The 17,860-nt window shown below is 70.0% G+C and carries 14 protein-coding genes; 11 read left to right on the forward strand and 3 right to left on the reverse strand.

Annotation, left to right across the window (positions count from 1 at the left end):
- Nucleotides 1-5: 5 nt before the first annotated feature.
- From smc to BM362_RS44030, 4 genes are all read left to right on the forward strand, one after another.
- Nucleotides 6-3,608 carry a chromosome segregation protein SMC gene (gene smc, locus BM362_RS44015; RefSeq protein ID WP_093577220.1) on the forward strand — a complete coding sequence of 1,201 codons (3,603 nt, stop codon included), beginning with the start codon at nt 6-8 and terminating at the stop codon, nt 3,606-3,608.
- 136 nt (nt 3,609-3,744) lie between these two features.
- A complete protein-coding gene (locus tag BM362_RS44020; protein WP_067589269.1) occupies nt 3,745-4,293 on the forward strand; it encodes a hypothetical protein in 549 nt (182 codons plus the stop codon).
- Between the two features lie 161 nt (nt 4,294-4,454).
- Nucleotides 4,455-4,796, forward strand: coding sequence for a beta/gamma crystallin domain-containing protein (locus tag BM362_RS44025; RefSeq protein ID WP_067589267.1), 342 nt, complete (start codon nt 4,455-4,457; stop codon nt 4,794-4,796).
- 138 nt (nt 4,797-4,934) lie between these two features.
- Nucleotides 4,935-5,390: a hypothetical protein gene (locus tag BM362_RS44030; RefSeq protein WP_093577194.1), complete on the forward strand. Its 456-nt coding sequence runs from the start codon at nt 4,935-4,937 to the stop codon at nt 5,388-5,390.
- 29 nt (nt 5,391-5,419) lie between these two features.
- Here BM362_RS44030 and BM362_RS44035 read toward each other — a convergent pair whose 3' ends face one another.
- Both BM362_RS44035 and BM362_RS44040 read right to left on the reverse strand, forming a co-directional pair.
- Entirely contained in the window at nt 5,420-6,985 is a 1,566-nt protein-coding gene (locus BM362_RS44035) for a sodium:solute symporter (RefSeq protein ID WP_093577195.1), read from the reverse strand.
- A gap of 9 nt (nt 6,986-6,994) precedes the next feature.
- Complete coding sequence (locus tag BM362_RS44040; RefSeq protein WP_093577196.1) at nt 6,995-8,209, reverse strand: anhydro-N-acetylmuramic acid kinase; 1,215 nt, start codon at nt 8,207-8,209, stop codon at nt 6,995-6,997.
- A 140-nt stretch (nt 8,210-8,349) separates the two neighbouring features.
- Between BM362_RS44040 and ftsY the strand changes: the two genes are divergently transcribed.
- The 3 genes from ftsY to BM362_RS44050 all read left to right on the forward strand — a co-directional run bounded on the left by ftsY (nt 8,350) and on the right by BM362_RS44050 (nt 10,533).
- The gene (ftsY, locus tag BM362_RS44045) at nt 8,350-9,708 is read left to right on the forward strand and encodes a signal recognition particle-docking protein FtsY (RefSeq protein WP_093577197.1); all 1,359 of its coding nucleotides are present in this window, start codon (nt 8,350-8,352) and stop codon (nt 9,706-9,708) included.
- A gap of 139 nt (nt 9,709-9,847) precedes the next feature.
- Entirely contained in the window at nt 9,848-10,054 is a 207-nt protein-coding gene (locus BM362_RS47190) for a hypothetical protein (protein ID WP_143132649.1), read from the forward strand.
- On the forward strand, nt 10,051-10,533 hold the full coding sequence (locus tag BM362_RS44050; RefSeq protein ID WP_093577198.1) for a GNAT family N-acetyltransferase: 483 nt from the start codon (nt 10,051-10,053) through the stop codon (nt 10,531-10,533). The genes BM362_RS47190 and BM362_RS44050 overlap by 4 nt, the downstream gene beginning before the upstream one ends.
- Here BM362_RS44050 and BM362_RS44055 read toward each other — a convergent pair.
- Complete coding sequence (locus tag BM362_RS44055) at nt 10,526-11,290, reverse strand: IclR family transcriptional regulator (RefSeq protein ID WP_067589255.1); 765 nt, start codon at nt 11,288-11,290, stop codon at nt 10,526-10,528. The genes BM362_RS44050 and BM362_RS44055 overlap by 8 nt on opposite strands.
- 108 nt (nt 11,291-11,398) lie before the next feature.
- Between BM362_RS44055 and aceB the strand changes: the two genes are divergently transcribed.
- The 4 genes from aceB (at nt 11,399) to BM362_RS44075 (ending at nt 17,712) form a co-directional block, all read left to right on the forward strand.
- Nucleotides 11,399-12,973: a malate synthase A gene (aceB, locus tag BM362_RS44060; protein ID WP_093577199.1), complete on the forward strand. Its 1,575-nt coding sequence runs from the start codon at nt 11,399-11,401 to the stop codon at nt 12,971-12,973.
- On the forward strand, nt 12,973-14,169 hold the full coding sequence (locus BM362_RS44065; RefSeq protein WP_093577200.1) for a DUF6986 family protein: 1,197 nt from the start codon (nt 12,973-12,975) through the stop codon (nt 14,167-14,169). Before aceB ends, BM362_RS44065 begins: the two co-directional genes overlap by 1 nt.
- A gap of 264 nt (nt 14,170-14,433) precedes the next feature.
- A complete protein-coding gene (gene htpG, locus BM362_RS44070) occupies nt 14,434-16,311 on the forward strand; it encodes a molecular chaperone HtpG (RefSeq protein WP_067589250.1) in 1,878 nt (625 codons plus the stop codon).
- Nucleotides 16,312-16,377: 66 nt separating this feature from the next.
- Nucleotides 16,378-17,712 carry an 8-oxoguanine deaminase gene (locus tag BM362_RS44075; protein WP_093577221.1) on the forward strand — a complete coding sequence of 445 codons (1,335 nt, stop codon included), beginning with the start codon at nt 16,378-16,380 and terminating at the stop codon, nt 17,710-17,712.
- Nucleotides 17,713-17,860 lie beyond the last annotated feature (148 nt).

Genomic DNA, 17,860 nt, shown 5'->3' on the forward strand with positions numbered 1-17,860 from the left:
AGCACGTGCACCTGAAAAGCCTGACGCTCAAGGGCTTCAAGTCCTTCGCCTCGGCGACCACGCTGCGCTTCGAACCCGGCATCACCTGCGTGGTCGGCCCGAACGGCTCCGGAAAGTCGAACGTCCTCGACGCGCTGCGCTGGGTCATGGGCACCCAGGGCGCGAAAGACCTGCGCGGCGGCAAGATGGAAGACGTCATCTTCGCCGGCACCGCGGGCCGCGCCCCGCTCGGCCGCGCCGAGGTCACGCTCACCATCGACAACGCCGACGGCGCGCTGCCGATCGAGTACGCCGAGGTCTCCATCACCCGCCGGATGTTCCGCGACGGCGCGAGCGAGTACGAGATCAACGGCGACCGCTGCCGGCTGATGGACGTGCAGGAGCTGCTCTCGGACTCCGGCATCGGCCGCGAGATGCACGTCATCGTCGGGCAGGGCCAGCTCTCGGCGATCCTGGAGTCGAAGCCCGAGGAGCGGCGCGCGTTCATCGAGGAGGCCGCGGGCGTCCTCAAGCACCGCAAGCGCAAAGAGCAGACCCTGCGCAAGCTCACCAACATGCAGGGCAACCTCGACCGGCTCACCGACCTCACCACCGAGCTGCGCCGCCAGCTGAAACCGCTGGGCAAACAGGCCGAGATCGCCCGCAAGGCCCAGTCGGTGCAGTCCGACCTGCGCGACGCCCGGCTCCGGTTGTTCGCCGACGACCTGGTCACCCAGCGCGAGTCCATTCAGCGCGACGAGGCCGACGAGCGCACCGCCCGGCAGCGCCGCGCCGAGGTCGAGCAGGCGCTGGAAATCGTGGCCGCCGAAGAGGCCGAGCTGGAGGCTTCGCTCGCCGAGGACGCGCCGCGGCTGCAGATCGCGCAGGAGACCTGGTACAAGCTGTCCGCGCTCACCGAGCGGCTGCGCGGCACCGTGCGGCTGGCGGTCGAACGGCAGCGGCACCTTTCTTCCGACGTCTCCGCGCCGACCGGCGGTCGTGACCCGGAGGAGCTGCTCGCCGAGGCCGAACAGGCCGCGGAGCGCGAGCAGGAGCTGACCGAAGCCGTCATGGAGGCCCGCGAACTTCTCGCGGAAACCGTGCTGCGCCGGGAAGATCTCGAACAGCGGGTGCAGGCCGCGGAGCGCGCGCACTGGGCCGCGGTCCGCGCGATCGCCGATCGCCGCGAGGGCATGGCGAAGCTGACCGGTCAGGTCGAAGCGTTGCGCAGCAAGAACGGCGCGACCGCGGAGGAGGTCGACCGGCTCACTGTCGGGCTGCAGGAAGCGGCCGAGCGCGCGGAAATCGCGGTCGAGGAGCTGGAAGAAGCCAAAGCCGTTGGCGGCACGGAAGAATCCGACGACGCCGAGTTGCGGCAGCGCCACGACCGCGCGGTGGAGGCGAACAACGCCGCCAAGGCCCGCGTCGAAGAGCTGGTGAAGGCCGAGCGCGGTGCCGAGCGCGAGATCGCGTCGGAGAAGGCCCGGGTCGAGGCGTTGTCGATGGGGCTCAAGCGCAAGGACGGAGCGGGCGCGCTGCTCGGTGCGTCCGCGGAATTGCCGGGCCTGCTCGGTTCGGTCGCCGCGTTGCTGACCGTGCAACCGGGCCACGAGGTCGCGCTGGCCGCCGCGCTCGGACCGGTGGCCGACGCGGTCGCGGTGTCCGGCGGCGAGAACGCGCTGTCCGCGCTGAAGTACTTGAAGGACACCGATTCCGGCCGCGCCGGGATCGTTCCGGTCGGCGCCGGGTCCACTGTGGACACCAGCTCGTGGCCTGCGCTGCCCGAGGGCGCCCGCTGGGCCCGCGAGGTCGTCAGCGCGCCGGAGCAGCTGCGGCCCGCGGTCGAGAAGGCGCTGGACCGGCTCGCGCTGGTGCCGGACCTGGAAGGCGCACGTCGGCTCGTGGCCCAGCACCCGCAGGTGCGCGCGGTCACCGCCGAGGGCGATGTCTTCGGGGCCAACTGGATCGCGGGCGGTTCCGCCGCCCGCGAGAGCGTGATCGAGGTCCAGGCGGCGGTCGACGAGGCGCAGGAACGCTTGCGCACGGCCGAACGCGCGCTGGAGCAATACTCCGCCGAGCTGGAAGGCGCGCGCGCCGAGCAGCAGTCCCGGCGCGAAGAGGTCGGGCAGGCGAAGGACGCGCTCGGCGACGCCAAGGTGCGCAAGGCCCGTTCCTCCGAGCGGCTCAACCGGTTGCAGCAGGCGGCGCGGTCGGCGCAGGCCGAGGTCGAACGGCTGACCCAGCAGCGCGCGAAAGTCGAGCAAAGCCGCGAGCAGGCGCTGGAACAGCTGGCAGAGCTGGAAGAACGGCTCGCCGCGGTCGCCGAGCAGCCGGTCGAGGACGACCCGGACACCGCTGAGCGCGACGAAGCCGCCGAGCAGCTTGCCGTGGTACGGCAGGAAGAAGTCGAAGCGCGGCTCGCGCAGCGCACTGCCGAGGAACGCGCGCGCAGCATCGCGGGACGAGCGGAATCGTTGCGCCGCGCGGCCTACGCCGAGCAGCAGGCGCGCGAGCGCGCGGCCAAGGCCCGGGAAGCGCGAGAGCGTGGCGCGGAAATCGCGAACGCGGTCGTCAACGCCGGTGAATTCGCGCTGGAGCGGATCGAGCTGTCGGTGCAGCGCGCGGCCGCCGAGCGCGACGAAGCCCAGGCGCAGCGCCAAACCCGCGAAGCCGCGCTCACCGCGGTGCGCGCGAAGGTGCGCGAGCTGTCCGGCGAACTGGAGAAGCTGACCGACGCCGTGCACCGCGACGAGGTGCTGCGCGCCGAGCAGAAGCTGCGGCTGGAAACGCTGGAAGCCAAGATCGCCGAGGACTTCGGCATCGGGCTGGCGGACCTGGTCGAGGAGTACGGCCCGAACGTGCCGGTGCCGCCGAGCGCGGGCGAGATGGCCGAGTACGAGGCGGCCAAGGAACGCGGCGAGGACGTCACCCAGCCGCCGCCGATGCCCTACGACCGCGAAACCCAGGCCCGCCGCGCCAAGCGCGCGGAGAAGGACCTGACCCTGCTGGGCAAGGTGAACCCGCTGGCGCTGGAGGAATTCGCGGCGCTGGAGGAGCGGTACAAGTTCCTCTCCACCCAGCTGGAAGACCTCAAGGACACCCGCAAGGACCTTGAGGCGGTCATCAAGCAGGTCGACGAGAAGATCCTGGAGGTCTTCACCTCGGCCTACTACGACGTCGCGCGCGAGTTCGAAACGGTGTTCAGCGTGCTGTTCCCCGGCGGCGAGGGCCGGATGGTGCTCACCGAGCCGAACGACCTGCTCGCCACCGGCGTCGACGTCGAGGCGCGCCCGCCGGGCAAGAAGGTCAAGCGGCTTTCGCTGCTGTCCGGCGGCGAGAAGTCGCTGGTGGCGGTCGGCATGCTGGTGGCGATCTTCCGTGCCCGCCCATCGCCGTTCTACGTGATGGACGAGGTCGAGGCGGCGCTGGACGACACCAACATGCGCCGGCTGATCGGCCTCCTGGAGCAGCTGCGCGATTCGTCGCAGCTGATCATCATCACGCACCAGAAGCCGACGATGGAGATCGCCGACGCGCTGTACGGCGTGAGCATGCAGGGCGACGGCATCACCAAGGTGATCTCGCAGCGGCTGCGCACCGCGGAAGAGGAACCCGTCCCGGCTTCCTAGGCGGGTTGCGCGGGATCCGGCGATCCTGCCCGAACGGGCAGGCCTGCCCGGACCGCCGTCCGACCGGCCAACTGCCGCCGGTGCCGCGCGTCTTCAGGGGTGTTGGAAGGCAACACATCCTGGAGGGAATTCGACAATGCGCACCATCGTGGCCCGCACGCTGATTTCCGGTTCGCTGCTCGGCGCCGCCCTCGCGGTCGCCGCGTGCGGCGGCGGCTCGCAGACCGGGCAGGCCGCGGCCGCGCCGAGTGCGCTCTCGGCCGCGCCGACCGCTTCTTCCGTGGCCGCACCGAGTTCTTCCGCCACACCTGTGCCGTCCACGCAGGCGCAGGCGCCGACGCACGCGAGCAAGCCCAAGCCACACCCGACCCCGGCCAAGGAACAGCCCGGCGACCGCCTGCCGGGCAAAGGCGAACTCGGCAACGGCGCCGACTGCGGTCCGATCGACGGCCCCGGCGGCAAGGTCGACGTGGTGACCGAGGCGACGCCGGCCGGCACTGTGGGCTGTACCGAGGCGATCGACGTGATGTCCGGCTACCTGGCCCAGGCGCCGACCAAGGCGCAGGGCACCGGGCGTTTCCTCGACGTCGACGGCTGGAACTGCGGATACGACGGCGGAAACGGCGGCAGCAAGCAGATTTTCTGCGGCAGCAAGGGTCTTTCGTTCCACGGCAAGGCCGGCTGAGCGCGGTCCGTTTCTCTCCGACCCCGGGTACGAACGGGTAGAAGCGGGCACCACGGCTGTCCGCTCGCGGTCTGGCGCTGGCACGGTCGATCTCGTCCGGCGGCGCGATTTCGCCGGGCGCACCTTCAAGGCAGCACTGGGAGAAAGGTTCCACAGCCATCATGCCTTCACTCGTCAAGAGACTCGCGATCGGCGGCGCCGCGGCGCTTGCGCTGGCCGTCACTGTTCCGGCCGGTCAGGCGTTCGCCATCGACCGGGTCGCCTGCAACGGGCGCACCGACTTCGTCCAGCTGCGCCTCGCGGGCGGAAACCCGTGGGACGGCAGCGATGTCGCCTGCTTCGCCAACGGTGGCGCGACGTACGTCGATCTGGGCGGCGTCGCCCGGGTCGACTCCGGCAACAACTCGGTCACCCTGTACTGGGACGGCGGCCGGACCGACCTCGGCCACTGGCAGGGCGCCGATCTGAACTTCGTGCACGTGCGGCAGGTCGTCATCCACTGACGCATTCCCGTCGCCGGCCCGGTTTCCCGCGGGAAACCGGGCCGTTTCGCGGTCACGCTGCCGTCGCGGGTGTCGCCGATTAGGGTGATCTCGGACGATCGGCGGCCGCGTCAGGGGAGGACCTTGTTCATACGCAAGATGATTGGCGCAGCGTCGATTCTCTCGTTGGGCGTGCTGGTCTCGGCTTGCGACGGGAGCACCGACACCGCCGCGGTCTCGTCCGCGCCGTCGGTCGCGCTCACTGTCACGTCCGCGCCGCCGAGCGTCCCGGGCAAGACGTCCAGCCCCGGCAAGTCCGCGAGCAGCGGCCCGGGCGACGGCGAAACGACCGGCCCGCCGGTCGGCTGCGGCCCGATCGACGCGCCGAACGGCAAGGTCGGCCTGATCGCCACCGAAACCCCAGCGGGCCGTCCTGGCTGCACCGAAGCGATCGACGTGATCACCCAGTACTTCCAGGACGCGCCGAAGAAGGCCGAGGGCACCGCACACGTGCTGAACGTGAGCGGCTGGCGGTGCATGGCCGACACCGGCGCGCAGGGCAGCGGCCGGGTCGGCTGCGACAAAGGCGGCCTGGTCTTCTACACCCAGCCATGACGACGTCGTGAGTGGCGATCGACCTCCCTCTACGCCACCCCTTCCGCCGCTTCCTCAAGCTTCGCCACATTCGGGTCCGCGCCGCGCCGCCGCAGCGACAGCAGCCCGCCGACGATCAGCGTGATCAGCACCCCGGCGAAGGTGTACCAATACGTCGCCAGCGGCACGAGCGTCTTCGTCGCCGCGCCGAACTGGATGTGCACCTCGGTGGTCGCCTTGTCGAATTTCACGAACAGGATCAGGAACGCCATCCCGACCACCGAGCAGCCGAACGCGATCACCGCGTCGGACTGGCGGGCCTTGCGCACCAGCAGGCCGAGGAAGAACGACCCGAGCAGCGCGCCGTAGGTGTAGCCGACGATCCCGAGTCCCTGCTGGATCACCGGGTCCTTCGAGTTGGTGAACATCGAGGCGAACACCGCGAACACGGCCGCCCAGATGAGTGTCCACATGCGACCGTGCCGGAGCAGCTTGGCGTCCTCGACCGACTTGTGCGTGAACCGCTGGTAGAGATCGGCGATCGTGGAGGTGGACAGCGCGTTGAGCGCGGACGCGAGCGCGCCCATGGTCGAGGCGAGGATGCCGGCGATCAAGAGCCCGGCGAGGCCGACCGGCAGGTCGTTGACGATGAAGTTGGAGAACACGTCGTCGCCGGACATCTTCCCGGCCGCGACCGCGGTGGCCGTGGTGCCGGTCTTGCCGCCGGTGTAGACCCACAGCATCGCGCCGACGAGCAGGAACAGCGCGAACTGGACGAACACCACGATGGACGAGCCGATCAGCGCGCGCTGGCCGTCGCGCAGGTTCCGGCAGGACAGCAGCCGTCCGACGATCAGCTGGTCCGCGCCGTGCGAAGCCATCGACAGGAACGCGCCGCCGACCACCGCGCAGAGGAACGCGTACGGGTTGGTGAGCAGGTTCGACGCGAAGTCGGTGAGCTGGAACCGGCCCTGGCTCGAAGCGATCTGCGTCCAGCCGGAGGGCAGCTTCGTGGACAGGAAGATCACCGCGCCGATCGCGCCGAGGATGTAGAGCGACCATTGGATGACGTCGACCCAGATCACCGACTTGATGCCGCCGACGAACGCGTAGATCACGGTGAGCGCGGTCAGCAGCACGACGATGTGCCAGTACTCGGTGTGGATGCCGTAGTGGCTGAGGATCGCCTTGATCGGGATCGCCCCGGCGAACAGCCGCAGCCCCTCGGCGAGCAGTCGCGTCACCACGAAGGTGACCGACGCGGTGCCCTGCAGCCCGCGGCCGAAGCGGCGGCCGAGGAATTCGTACGCGCTCACGTAATTGCCGCGGAAGTAACGCGGCAGCAGCACGAACGCGGCGATCACGCGGCCGATGATGTAGCCGAAAGCCACTTCCAGGAACAGGAAGGCGCTGCCGAACACGAGCCCGGGCGTGGAGATCACGGTGAGCGTGGACGTCTCGGTGGCCACCACCGAGAGCGTGACCGCCCACCACGGCATGCTGCGTTCGCCGACGAAGTAGTCGTTCGCGGACTTCTGTCTGCGGCCGACCAGCACGCCGATGACCGGCATCGCCGCGAGGTACACGATGACGATCACCAGATCGACTGGATTCATGGGGTTCTCCTACCGTGATTGCCCGGATTCCGCGACCCGGAGCCGGGTCGCGGCGCCCCCCAGCGGGGCGGGGAGATTCAGGGGAGCCGCACCCGGCGTCAGCGCGCCGAGCAGGCGGGGACCGCTCGCGCCGGTGGCCGAGGGCAGCGTCGCCGGGACGCCGCACCAGCTCAGCCAGCCGAGCAGAGCGGTCAGATAAGCCTCTTTGCCGGAGCCGGGAAGGCCGAGGTCGTCGCTGGTGCGGAGCGCGCCGCCGGGCAGAAGCCGGGCGAGCGCGGCCATCGTGGCGGGGTTCGCGCCGCCGCCGCCGGACGCGACGACGGTCGCCACGCCGTGCCGCCGGCATTCGGCGGCGACCGTCGCGGCGGTCAGTTCGGTGAGCGTGGCCAGCAGATCCTCCGGGGACAACGGCGGCAGCCCGGACAGGGCTGAGTCAAGGTATCCGCCGTGGAAGTGCTCCTTGCCAGTGGATTTCGGGGGAGCGGCAGCGAAATAGGGGTCGGCGAGCAGCCGGTCGAGCAGGTCTTCGCGGACCGAACCGGCGAGCGCGAGCCGTCCGTCGACGTCGGCGGACAGCTTGCCGTCGCTGACGTGGGCGGCGGCGAGATCGAGCAGCGCGTTGGCCGGACCGGTGTCGTAGGCGAGCACGTTGCCGGACTGCGTGACCACGGTGATGTTCGCGATACCGCCGAGGTTGAGCGCGGCCACCGGACGTCCGGTCTCCTCGGCGAGGCCGCGCAACCACATCGCGTCGAGCGTGCTGGCCAGCGGCGCGCCCTGGCCGCCCGCGGTGATGTCGCGGATGCGGAGGTCGGCGATCACCGGCACTCCGGTGCGCTCGGCGATCCACGCCGGCTGGCCGAGCTGGAGCGTGCCGAGCGCGACGCCGTTTTCGACCCAGTGGTAGACGGTCTGGCCGAGCGAGGCGATCACGTCCACCGGCCCGTACGCGGCGATCCCGAGCGCGGCCGCGTCCGCGAAGGACTGGCCGACCCGGGTGTCGAGGACGGTCAGCTGCCGCGCGCTGCTCGGCCGCGGCGGGAGGGCGTCGAGGAGGTCCGCGCGGAGGCCGGCGGGATAGGGCACGTCGAGCTCGCCGAGCGGGGTGAGGACGACGGTCCCGGCGTCCTCGCGGATTTCGGCGACCGCGACGTCGATCCCGTCCACGGACGTGCCCGACAGCAGCCCGAGGACGCGGAAACAGTGGCCGGCGGGGGTGGTCATCCGATGTGGTCTAGTCAACAGCGAAGGGGTGGCGCAAGACGCTTCGTGGAGTCTTGGCCGAATCGGAACCGTTCGCGTTACTCGTTGGCCTCGCGGTGGGGTGTCCCGTGGCTTGTGCACGCGGATGACAGGATGGTGGCGTGTCGAGCACCTGGTTCTGGATCGTTGTCGTCGCCGTCGTCGTCCTGGTCGCCATGCTGGTGTCCGGGCTGCTCATCGCGCGCAAGCGGCGGATCAGCATCGCCGAACAGCGCGAGGCCGAGGAGAAGCCGAAGGGCGGCGGGTACGCCGCGAGCGGCGGGATTTCGCTGGCTCCCGGCGGGAAGACCGCGGAGGCTCCGCCCGCGCCGTCTCCTGAGCCTGAGGCTTCGCCGGAGCCGGTGGCCGAGCATCCCGTCGAGGACCGGCCGGAAGTCGACGGCCAGCCCGCGGTCGGCGACGACGCCGCGGTCCCGCGCGACTCCGACCAGCGCTCGGTGCGCGACGTCAAGCTCCCGGAGCCGGTGGCGGAAGAAGAGGCTCCCGAGGCGGTCGTGCCGGGAACGGTCGAGCCGATCGAGGAAATCGAGTCCCCGGCCGGCCGGCTTGAGCGCCTGCGCGGCCGGCTGTCGAAGTCCCGCTCGGTGTTCGGGCAGAGCCTGCTGGGCCTGCTCGGCGGCGGCGACCTGGACGAGGACTCCTGGCAGGACGTCGAAGACACGCTGCTCCTGGCGGACCTCGGCGCGGCCACGACGACCGAGATCGTGGACCGCCTGCGCGACGAACTGAACCGGCGCGCGGTGCGCACGTCGGGGGAAGCACGCGAGCTGCTGCACGAGGTGCTGACCGCGGCGCTCTCCACGGACGCCGAGCGCTCGGTCCGGGCCCTGCCGCACGAGGTGGACGGCGAGAAGCAGCCCGCGGTCGTGCTGGTCGCCGGGGTGAACGGCACCGGCAAGACCACGACGACCGGCAAACTCGCGCGAGTGCTGGTGGCGCAAGGCGGAACCGTCGTCCTCGGCGCGGCCGACACGTTCCGCGCCGCCGCCGCCGACCAGCTCCAGACGTGGGGCGAACGCGTGGGCGCGTCGGTCGTGCGGGGCAAGGAAGGCGCGGACCCGGCCGCGGTCGCGTTCGACGCGGTCAAGCAGGGCATCAGCGAAGGCGTGGACACGGTCCTGGTCGACACCGCGGGCCGCCTGCACACGAAGACCGGCCTGATGGACGAACTCGGCAAGGTGAAGCGAGTCGTGGAAAAGCAGGCGCGAGTGGACGAGGTGCTGCTCGTGCTGGACGCCACGACCGGGCAGAACGGGCTCGCGCAGGCACGGGTGTTCGCCGAGGTCATCGACGTGACCGGGATCGTCCTGACCAAGCTGGACGGCACGGCCAAGGGCGGGATCGTGTTCCAGGTCCAGAAGGAGCTGGGGGTGCCGGTGAAGCTCGTCGGGCTGGGCGAGGGGCCGGATGACCTGGCACCGTTCGAGCCGGGTGCGTTCGTCGACGCGTTGCTGGGCTGATTCCCTTGGCTGGGTGAAGAGAGGGCGAAGCGGACATCTCTCGCGGCGCTGCCTGCCACGGTGGGAAGCGGCTCGGCGGTGAGTGGCCGGTCCGTGCGGTCCTCGAAGACTCGCGCGCGGCTGGCTCCAGGAGAAACCCGTGCGCTCCCGCATTCGTCCGGTCCGGTGCTCGCCGCCTGCGCTCTCGCCGGTTGTTCCAGGGCCGGCCAAGGCCGTCGAGGGGGAGTCGATGCGCCGCGTCCTCACTGCCGGTGGACAGAAAGCCGGTCTCACGGCCAAGATCGGCACGGTGAACGGCACCGAGGTGAAGTACGACGTCCAGGTCGATCAGAAACCCATGAAGTGACCCGCGTCACCCTTCGCCCGCTGACCGAGGCCGACCGGTCGAGGGTGCACGAGATCCTCTCCGCCCCGGAAGTCGCGCAGTGGTGGGGCGACCCCGGCGAGGAAACCGACGGGCTCCTCGCCAAGGAGGAGGACCACGTCTACGCCATCGAGTACGAAGGCCAGACCGTCGGCGTGATCCAGGGCTGGGAAGAAACCGCCCGCCGCTACCGGCACGCGGGGATCGACCTGGCCGTGCACCCCGGCCACTACGGTCTCGGGCTCGGTTCGGAGGCGATCCGGATCCTCGCCCAGCGCCTGTTCGACCAGGGCCACCACCGGATCACCATCGACCCGGCGGCGGCCAACGTCCGCGCGATCCACGTGTACGAGAAGCTCGGCTTCCGCCGCGTCGGACTCCTTCGCGATTACGAGCAGGGGCTCGACGGCACCTGGCACGACGGCCTGCTGATGGACCTCCTCAAAGGCGAACTCAGGTAACCGGCAGCTGCTGCGAAAGCCGGTCCGCGACCTTCTGCACCACCGGCGCGATGTGGCTCACCGCGTCCGCCGTCAGACGGCCGGACGGGCCGGAAACCGACACCGCCGCGGGCACCGGCGCGCCGGGGATCGCGACGGCGATGCACCGCACCCCGAGTTCCTGCTCCGCCTCGTCCAGCGCGTAACCCAGTCCGGCGATCTTCTTCAGCTCCGCCGCCAGCGCGTCCGGGTCGGTGAAGGTGTGCTCGGTGTACGCGGGCATCCCGGTGCGTTCCAGCAGCGACGCGACCTCGTCTGCGGGCAGTTCCGCCAGCATCGCCTTGCCCACGCCGGTGCCGTGCGGCAGCAAGCGCCGGCCGACCTCGGTGAACATCCGCATCGAGTGCTTCGAGGGCACCTGTGCGACATAGACCACCTCGTCGCGTTCCAGCACCGCCAGGTTCGCCGTCTCGCCGACCTCCTCGACCAGTTCCACCAGCAGCGGCCGCGCCCACGCGCCGAACTGCATGCTGGCGTTCTCGCCGAGCCGGATCAGCCGGGCGCCCAGCGCGTAGTGCCGGTTGGTGTTCTGCCGGACGTAGCCCAGCGACACCAGCGTGCGGATCAGCCGGTGGATCGTCGGCATCGGCAGCCCGGACAGGGTCGCCAGCTCCGACAGGCTGGCCTCGCCGCCGGTGTCCGCCAGGTGCTCCAGCAGCTCGAACGCGCGCTGCAGGGACTGGACGCCGCCGTCTCGTCCGCTCTTCTCAGCCGCCACCCGTGGTCCTCCTCACAGACCCGATTGATGTTCCGCTATGCAGAAACTATAGTCCGTCAGGTAAAAACCGTAGGGACGTTATCCAAAGCACTACTCGGGGTGTTGCGCATGTCTGAGGTCCAGGTTCTCGGCGGGTCCGTCGAGCGTGGGGACGAGATTCTGACGCCGGAAGCCCTCGCTTTCGTAGCGGGCTTGCACGACGAGTACGCCGCGCGGCGCGACGAACTCCTCGTCGCGCGGGGCAAGCGGCGCGAGGAGGCCCGGACCACCGGCCGCCTCGATTTCCTGGCGGAGACCAAGGAGATCCGCGAGGGCGACTGGCAGGTCGCCGGCGCGCCGGCCGCGCTGCGCGACCGCCGCGTCGAGATCACCGGTCCGACCGACCGCAAGATGACCATCAACGCCCTCAACTCCGGCGCCAAGGTGTGGCTCGCCGACTTCGAGGACGCCAACACTCCGCATTGGGCGAACGTCGTGGGCGGCCAGGTCAACCTGTCCGACGCGATCCGCGGCACCATCACGCTCGACCAGAACGGCAAGCACTACGAGCTGAAGCCCGACGTCGAGCACGCGACGATCGTGGTCCGCCCGCGCGGCTGGCACCTCGACGAGCGGAACCTGACCTTCGGCGGCCGCAAGGGCGTCGGCGCGCTGGTCGATTTCGGCCTGTACTTCTTCCACAACGCCCAGGAGCTGCTCAACCGCGGCAAGGGCCCGTACTTCTACCTGCCGAAGATGGAAAGCCACCTCGAAGCGCGGCTGTGGAACGACGTGTTCACGCACGCGGAGAAGGCACTCGGCATCCCGCACGGCACCGTCCGCGCGACCGTGCTGATCGAGACCATCCCGGCCGCGTTCGAGATGGAAGAGATCCTCTACGAACTGCGCGAGCACGCCTCCGGCCTGAACGCGGGCCGCTGGGACTACCTGTTCAGCGTCATCAAGTACTTCCGCGACGCGGGCGAGAAGTTCGTGCTGCCGGATCGCAACTCGGTCACCATGACCGCGCCGTTCATGCGCGCCTACACCGAACTGCTCGTGCGCACCTGCCACAAGCGCGGCGCGTTCGCGATCGGCGGCATGGCCGCGTTCATCCCGAGCAAGGACCCGGAAGTCAACAAGGGCGCCTTCGACAAGGTGCACGCCGACAAGTCGCGGGAGGCCGGGGACGGCTTCGACGGTTCGTGGGTCGCGCACCCGGGCATGGTCGCACTCTGCGCGGAAGAGTTCGACAAGGTCCTCGGCGACCAGCCGAACCAGCTCGGGCGCACCCGCGACGAGGTGAGCGTGACCGCCGACCAGCTGCTGGACGTCGCCTCGACGCCGGGCAGCGCCACCGCGGCCGGCCTGCGCGCGGCGGTCGACGTCGGCATCCGCTACCTGGCCTCGTGGCTGGGCGGCAACGGCGCGGCGGCGATCCACAACCTGATGGAAGACGCCGCCACGGCCGAGATTTCCCGCTCGCAGGTGTGGCAGTGGGTCAAGAACGGCGCGCAGCTGGACAACGGCGAGACGGTCACCGCGGAGCTGGTGCGCGGGGTCGTCGCCGACGTCCGCGGCGAGCTGGCGGCGGAGGTTTCCGACGATCTGCTGAAGCCCGCGGTCGAGCTGTTCGAGCAGGTCGCGCTGGCTGACGAGTTCCCGGACTTCCTGACCCTCCCGGCGTACGAGCACATCCAGTAATGGCAGGCGGACGGCTCGCCGAGGACGTCTACAGCGCCGCCGACGCGCGGTTGGCCGAGGCCGACGCGCGCGTGGCGGCGCGGTATCCCGGCGAGTCTCTGGGCCGTCGTCCGGTGCACACGGTGTACGTGCCGGCGTCGCAGTACCGCACGCGCCTGGTCGCCGACTGGGGCAAACAGGCGATGCGGGTCTTCGTCGAGCACGGCGACCTGCTGAACCTCGACCCGGCGGTGGCCGAGCGAGTCCGCGAGAAGCTCCTCACCGAGCCGATCGAGGACCTCCGCATCGACTTCGAGGACGGTTACGGCCATCCCGGCGACGAAGCGGAGGACGCGGCCGCCGAGGCCGCCGGGCGCACCCTCGCGACCACCGGCGGCACTCCGTTCGCCGGAATCCGGTTCAAGAGCTTCGAAGCCGCGACGCGACGGCGGGGCATCCGGACGCTCGACCTGTTCCTCTCCGGCTTGCTTTCCGAGGGATCGCTGCCGGACGGATTCGTGGTGACGCTGCCGAAGGTCACCGCGGTCGAGCAGGTCGAAGTCGCCGCGGAAGTGTTGGGGCGGCTGGAAACCGCGTACGGGCTGGCGGACCGCTCGTTGCGGTTCGAGGTGCAGATCGAGACCGCGCAGTCGATCCTCTCGACCGACGGCACGGTCTCGGTCGCGCAGATCATCCAGGCCTCCGGCGGCCGGTGTTCCGGACTGCACTACGGGACCTACGACTACAGCGCGGGTCTCGGCATCAGCGCGGCGTACCAGAGCATGGCGCACCCCGCCGCCGACTTCGCGAAGCAACTGATGCAGGTCGCGGCTGCCGGAACGGGCGTGCGGCTGTCCGACGGTTCGACCAACCGGCTTCCGGTGGGCGACGACCTGCCGGGCGCGTGGGCCGAGCACCTGCGCCTCGTGCGGCGGTCGCTGGAGAACGGCTTCTACCAGGGCTGGGACCTGCATCCGCACCAGCTGCCGACCCGGTACGCGGCGACGTACGCCTTCTACCGCGAGGGCGCCCCGGCGGCGGCCAAGCGGTTGCAGGACTACGCGTCGAAGACCTCCGGGGGAGTGCTCGACGAGCCTGCTACGGCGGAGGCGCTGGCGCGGTATTTGCTCGGCGGGTTTCAGTGCGGGGCGTTGGCGGAAGCGGAGCTGCCGTTCGAGGCGGCGCGGCTGGACGCGTATGCGAGGCGGCAAGCGTGAACTCGTGAGCCCACGACCTCCTCCACGAACTACGAGGCCAGCGAGACAAACGACGCCGACCGGGGACCGCCCGCGGCGAAATACCGGCCTCAGCTCGATACCTGCCATCGAACACGGCAACGGGATCAGTCCCGCCCAACCGGGCCCTCCCGGGCGGGCGCCGCTGGCGGCAACCGGACTTCGCGGTCTCCGCACGTTCTGTCGTCCCCCGTGGGTAGACTGCGTGCCGGTCTTTTCGAGGGCGGGAAAGGAAACACGAAAGCCATGGCTGAGGAAACCGGGACGGTCGAAACGCTGGAGTTCCAGTCCGAGGCGCGCCAGCTGCTGCAGCTGATGATCCACTCGATCTACTCGAACAAGGACATCTTCCTGCGCGAGCTGGTCTCCAACGCCTCCGACGCGCTGGACAAGCTGCGGCTGGAGACGTACCGCGACAAGGATCTGCAGGCCGAGACCGACAACCTGCACATCGAGATTCTTCTCGACGCCGAGGCGCGCACTCTCACCGTGCGCGACAACGGCATCGGGATGAGCCGCGACGACGTCGTCAACCTGATCGGCACCATCGCGAAATCCGGCACCGCCGACTTCCTGCGCAAGCTCAAGGAGTCGAAGGAATCCGCGGGCCAGGACCTGATCGGGCAGTTCGGCGTCGGCTTCTACGCAAGCTTCATGGTCGCCGACAAGGTCACCCTGGTGACCCGGCGCGCGGGGACCGGCGAGGGCGTCCGCTGGGAATCCGCCGGCGAGGGCACCTACACGATCGAGTCCCTCTCCGACGCTCCGCAGGGCACGTCGGTGACGCTGCACCTCAAGCCCGCCGACGACGAGGACCACCTCTACGACTACACGTCGCCGTGGAAGGTGCGCGAGATCGTCAAGCGCTACTCCGACTTCATCACTTGGCCGGTGCAGATGGCCAAGGAGGGTGAAGAGGGCGGCCTTGAGACGGTCAACTCGATGAAGGCGCTGTGGGCGCGTGCGAAGGACGAGGTCTCCGACGAGGAGTACCACGAGTTCTACAAGCACATCAGCCACGACTGGACCGACCCGCTTGAGACGGTCCGGATGCAGGCCGAGGGCACCTTCGAGTACCAGGCGCTGCTGTTCCTGCCCTCGCGCGCGCCGATGGACCTGTTCATGCGGGACGCGAAGCGCGGCGTGCAGCTGTACGTCAAGCGCGTGTTCATCATGGACGACTGCGAAGCGCTGATGCCGAACTACCTGCGCTTCGTGAAGGGGGTCGTCGACGCCCAAGACCTGTCGCTGAACGTGTCGCGGGAGATCCTGCAGCAGGACCGGCAGATCCGCGCGATCCGGCGGCGGCTGGAGAAGAAGATCCTCTCCACGGTCAAGACGATGATGACCGAGGACGCCGAGAAGTACGCGACGTTCTGGTCCGAGTTCGGCCGCGCGGTCAAGGAGGGCCTGATCGACGACCCGGAGAACCGGGAGCAGATCCTGGAGATCTCGTCGTTCGACTCGACGCACCACGCGGACAAGCCCACCTCGCTGCGCGACTACGTGTCGCGGATGAAGGAGGGCCAGGAGCACATCTACTACCTGACCGGCGATTCGCGCACCGTCATCGAGAACTCGCCGCACCTGGAAGCGTTCCGCGCCAAGGGGTACGAGGTGCTGATCCTCACCGACCCGGTGGACGAGATGTGGACGGAGCCGGCGAGCGGCTTCGACGGCAAGACGTTCCAGTCGGTCGCGAAGGGCGAGGTCGACCTCGGCGACGAGACGTCTGAGGAGAAGAAGGCCGAGTACGAGGACCTGCTGAAGTGGATGTCGGCGACGCTGTCCGACACCGTCAAGGAGGTCCGCCTGTCGTCTCGGCTGACGACGTCGCCGTCCTGCATCGTCGGCGACGCGGGCGATCTGACGCCGACGCTGGAAAAGATGTACCGCGCGATGGGGCAGGAGCTGCCGCCGGTGAAGCGCGTGCTGGAGCTGAACCCGGAGCACGCGCTGGTGACCGGTCTGCGCAAGGCGTTCGCCGAGCACCCGGACGACACCTCGCTGGCCGAGACGGCGGAGCTGCTGCACGGGATGGCTTTGCTCGCCGAGGGCGGCGAGCTGAAGGATCCGAGCCGGTTCCTGAATCTGGTGGCGGAGCGGGCGGCCAAGGCGTTGTGAGGGTTCTCGTGAGTGGCGATCCCGGTTCTCACCGGGATCGCCACTCACGAGCTTGAGGAGGTTCGGATGAGGACAGTCGTCGAACACGCCGCGATCGCCACAGTCAGCGGCCCTGAGCACCGCAGCGGCCACGTCGTCCTCGAAGACGACCGCATCGCGGCTGTCGGCGACGGCACCTACCCGGGGACGGCGGACGAACGCGTCGACGCGACCGGCTGCCTTGTCACGCCGGGCCTCGTGAACACGCACCACCACCTCTACCAATGGGCCACCCGCGGCCTCGCCGCCGACCACACGCTGTTCGAGTGGCTGGTCGCGCTGTACCCGGTGTGGGCCAAGCTGGACGCGGAGATCACGCACGCCGCGGGCACCGCCGGAATGGCGCGGCTCGCCCTGAGCGGCTGCACCACGGTCGCCGACCACCACTACGTCTTCCCGTCCGGCGGCGACCAGGTGGCCGCGCTCGTCGCCGCGCGGGAGCGGATCGGCTTGCGGCTGCACCTGGTCCGCGGCTCGATGGACCGCGGCGAATCGGACGGCGGACTGCCGCCGGACAGCCTGGTCGAGACCGCCGAGGAGGCCCTCCTCGGCACCGAAGCCGCGATCGACCGCTACCACGACGCCTCGCCGGGTGCGCACCTGCAGATCGCCGCTGGCCCCTGCTCGCCGTTCACCGTCACCGAACGGCTGATGGCCGACTCGGCCGAACTGGCCCGGCGCAAGGGCATCCGGCTCCACACGCATCTGGCCGAAACCCAGGACGAGGAAAAGCAATGCCTCGCCGAAACCGGTCTCACGCCCGCGGAGTACGCGGACAAACTGGGCTGGCTGGCGTCGGATGTCTGGTTGGCGCACACCGTCCACCTCGCGCCGGACGCGATCCGCCGCTTCGGCGCGACGGCGACGGGTTCCGCCCATTGCCCGACGTCGAATGGCCGCCTGGGCAGTGGAATCGCGCCGGTGCGGGATTTGCTCGACGCCGGTGCTCCGGTCGGATTGGGCGTCGACGGCGCGGCTTCGAGCGAATCCGGCGGCTTGGCCGACGAGCTGCATCAGGCGTTGCTGCAGGCCCGGCAACGCGGCGGCCCGACCGGATTGACCACGCGGGAAGCGTTGTGGCTGGGGACAATGGGCGGCGCGCGGTGTCTCGGCCGGGAGCGCGAGACGGGCTCGGTGGAGGTGGGGAAGCTCGCGGATCTGGCGGTGTGGGATCTCAACGGGCTGAACTACGCGGGCATCGAGGACCCGGTCGCGGCGCTGGTCCTGGCCGCGCCGCCGCCGCTGCGGAGGCTGTTCGTGGGGGGAAAGACGGTCGTCGACGGCGGGCGGTTGAAGTCCGCGGACGAGACGGTGATCGCGGGCGAGCTGGCGAAGGCGAGCGCCCGGCTGCGCGAAGACTGAGGCCGTGGGCTGATCTCGCCAACAGCCCGCAGCTTCAGGCACGGTTCACCGCGCGGTTGGCACGTGGCGGATCCGCACCCCGGCCGCTTCGGGGCGGCCGCCGCTGTTGTTCAGGCACCGGCTGGTCTGGGATCCGCCCCGGTGAGCC

The organism is Amycolatopsis rubida, from assembly GCF_900115345.1.
Lineage (GTDB): Bacteria > Actinomycetota > Actinomycetes > Mycobacteriales > Pseudonocardiaceae > Amycolatopsis > Amycolatopsis rubida.